This window comes from Verrucosispora sp. SN26_14.1 (assembly GCF_004307965.1).
GTDB lineage: Bacteria > Actinomycetota > Actinomycetes > Mycobacteriales > Micromonosporaceae > Micromonospora.
The window spans coordinates 1-3,009 of sequence record NZ_SISL01000601.1 but is presented as its reverse complement, the minus strand read 5'-3'; the positions used below and the strand labels follow the sequence as shown (position 1 = coordinate 3,009).

At 71.1% G+C, this 3,009-nt stretch carries 3 protein-coding genes; 1 reads left to right on the top strand and 2 read right to left on the bottom strand.

All coding sequences use genetic code 11. The features are described 5' to 3' along the window. The coding region (locus tag EYA84_RS29755) for a NuoI/complex I 23 kDa subunit family protein (protein WP_394347631.1) at positions 1–554 on the bottom strand (554 nt) is incomplete at its 3' end. 157 nt (positions 555–711) lie between these two features. Here EYA84_RS29755 and EYA84_RS29750 point away from each other — a divergent pair. Then, positions 712–1,743 (top strand): glutathione S-transferase family protein, encoded by a 1,032-nt coding sequence (locus tag EYA84_RS29750; protein WP_131057420.1) that lies wholly within the window; start codon positions 712–714, stop codon positions 1,741–1,743. Positions 1,744–1,854: 111 nt separating this feature from the next. On the opposite strand, the gene EYA84_RS29745 is transcribed toward EYA84_RS29750, so the two are convergent. Continuing rightward, positions 1,855–2,817 (bottom strand): complex I subunit 1 family protein, encoded by a 963-nt coding sequence (locus EYA84_RS29745; RefSeq protein WP_131057418.1) that lies wholly within the window; start codon positions 2,815–2,817, stop codon positions 1,855–1,857. Positions 2,818–3,009: the final 192 nt, after the last annotated feature.

The following is a 3,009-nucleotide window of genomic DNA, read 5'->3' as shown; positions in this document are numbered from 1 at the left end:
GCGGTCGGCCGGGCGGCGGACGCGGCGGGAACCGCGGCCTTGCGCGCGGCGGCGGTCTCCTCCTTGGCCGGCTCACCCTGCGGGTCGTGCGCGGGCGGCGGCGGCACGGTCGCCACCCACTCGCCCAGGTGCTCCTTGTCGTGCAGCAGGTCCTTGATGTCGTACTCGGAGTACTCGAACTCCGGCGACCAGTGGAGCGCGTCGAAGGGGCAGACCTCGATGCAGATGCCGCAGTACATGCAGAGCGAGAAGTCGATGTCGAACCGGTCGAGGACGTTGCGCTGGCGGGGCCGGGCCGCGCCGGGCACCGCCACCTCCTCCTTGTGCGAGTCGATGTAGATGCACCAGTCCGGACACTCGCGGGCGCAGAGCATGCAGACCGTGCAGTTCTCCTCCATCAGCGCGATCACCCCGCGCGAGCGGGGCGGCAGGTCGGGCGCGACGTCCGGGTACTGCTGGGTGGTGGAGCGCTTCGTCATCGTCTTGAGCGTGACCGCCAGCCCCTTCACCAGGCCGCTGCCGGGTACGCCGGCCGACTCGCTTCGCTCGCTCATGCGCAACATCCTGCCCTGTGGCCACGGCCCGCGCGACCACCACCCGAAGGATCGCCACCGACGGCCCGACCGTGGCGTCCGGCGGCTCCCCGCGCCGGCCCGCGCATGATCGGCCATGATGGGATGCAGGACGACGTGGCGACACCTTGGGGGCGGCATGGGCGCGGGCGGTACGAACAGCGGCGGGAAGTACGTCGAGCAGGGCGAGTTCAACCGGGACCAGAACTACATCACCACCCGGATCACGGTCGACGGCCGGGACGGCTACCCGGTCGAGGCGGGTCGGTACCGGTTGGCGGTGAGTCGTGCCTGCCCCTGGGCAAACCGGCTGATCATCGTCCGGCGGCTGTTGGGGCTGGAGGACGCCATCTCGATGGCCGTCGCCGGGCCCACCCACGACGCCCGGAGCTGGACCTTCGACCTCGACCCGGACGGGCGTGACCCGGTGCTCGGCATCGAGCGTCTCCAGCAGGCGTACTTCGCCCGCTACCCGGACTACCCGCGCGGCATCACCGTGCCGGCCATGGTCGACGTGCCCACCGGGCAGGTGGTGACCAACGACTACAGCCGGATGAGCCTGGACCTCTCCACCGAGTGGACCGCACACCACCGCCAGGGCGCGCCGCAGCTCTACCCCGAGCACCTGCGCGACGAGATCGACGAGGTCAACGCGCTGGTCTTCAGCGACGTCAACAACGGCGTGTACCGCTGTGGCTTCGCCGGCAGCCAGGAGGGCTACGAGAAGGCGTACCACCGGTTGTTCGACCGGATCGACTGGCTCAGCGAGCGCCTGGCCGGGCAGCGGTACCTGGTCGGCGACACCATCACCGAGGCCGACGTACGGCTGTTCACCACGCTGGTCCGCTTCGACCCGGTGTACCACGGGCACTTCAAGTGCAACCGGCAGAAGCTGAGCGAGATGCCGGTGCTGTGGGCGTACGCGCGAGACCTGTTCACCACGCCCGGCTTCGGCGACACGATCGACTTCGACCACATCAAGCGGCACTACTACGAGGTGCACCGGGACATCAACCCGACCGGGGTGGTGCCGCTCGGCCCCGACCTGTCGAACTGGCTCGCCCCGCACGACCGGGAGGCGCTGGGCGGTCGCCCGTTCGGCGACGGCACTCCCCCGCCACCCCCGCCGCCCGCCGAGCGGGTCGACCCCGCGCACACTCCCCTGCGCTGACCGCCCGCCGTGCGGCGGCGGCTCGCCGTCGGGCGGCGACCGTGCGGCGGCGGTGAGAGGTGTTAGGAGGGGACCCCTGCTATACCGGAGACGGTAGTAGGGGTCCCTTCCTTACAGGGCCACCCGGACGGCGGCGGTCAGCACGAGCTGGGCCAGCGCGGTCGGCACCAGCACCAGCCAGCAGAGCCGCTGCAACTGGTCCTCCCGCAACCGGGGGTAGGAGACGCGCAGCCAGATGATCACGAAGCTGACGGCGGCCACCTTGAGCAGGGTCCAGAGCCAACCGAGCTGGTCGTCCGCGAACGGCCCCTGCCATCCGCCGAGGAACAGCACGGTGGTCAGGGCGGCGATCACCACGATCCCGACGTACTCGGCCAGCAGCAGGAACGCGAACCGCAGTCCGGTGTACTCGGTCATGTACCCGAACACCAGCTCGGAGTCGGCCACCGGCATGTCGAACGGCGGCCGGCGGATCTCGGCCAGACCGGCCACGAAGAACACCACCATCGCCGGGGCCTGCCAGATCAGCCACCACGGCTGCCACGCCTCGACGATGCCGGAGAGACTCAACGTGCCGGCGGCCATCGCCACCGACGCGGCGGCCAGCACCAGCGGCAGCTCGTAGCCGAGCAACTGGGCGGCACCCCGCAGCCCACCGAGCAGGCTGAACTTGTTGGCCGACGCCCAGGCCGACATCAGCACGGCCAGCACCCCCACGCCGACCACCGCCAGCACGAAGAACAGACCCACGTCGAGCGGCTGACCGACGAGGTCGTTCGGGCCGAGCGGGATCACCAGCAGGGCGAGCAGGTACGGCACCAGGGCCACCGCCGGAGCCAGCCGGAACACCGGTCGGTCCGCCGCGCGGGGGGTGACGTCCTCTTTCTGCACGAACTTCACGCCGTCGGCGACGAGCTGCGCCCAGCCGTGGAACGCGCCCGCGTACATCGGGCCGAGCCGACCCTGCATGTGCGCCATCACCTTGTGCTCGGCCTGACCCACCAGCAGCGGCAGGACGAGGAAGGCGGCCACCACCCCACCGATGCGGATCACCAGTTCCAGCCAGAGCGGCATCAGGGCGTACCCTCCTCGCCGGCTCCGGGCTCCGCCGGATCCGCCGCAGGGCCGGACTTCGCCGGGTCCGCGGCGGGGGCGGGTCCGGATTCCGTCGGGTCCGCCTCGGGGGCGGCGGCCCTGGGGGTACGCGGTGGGCGCGTACCCGGTGCCGGTCCTGTCTCTGAGACACCTCTGACGCTGCCGACGAAG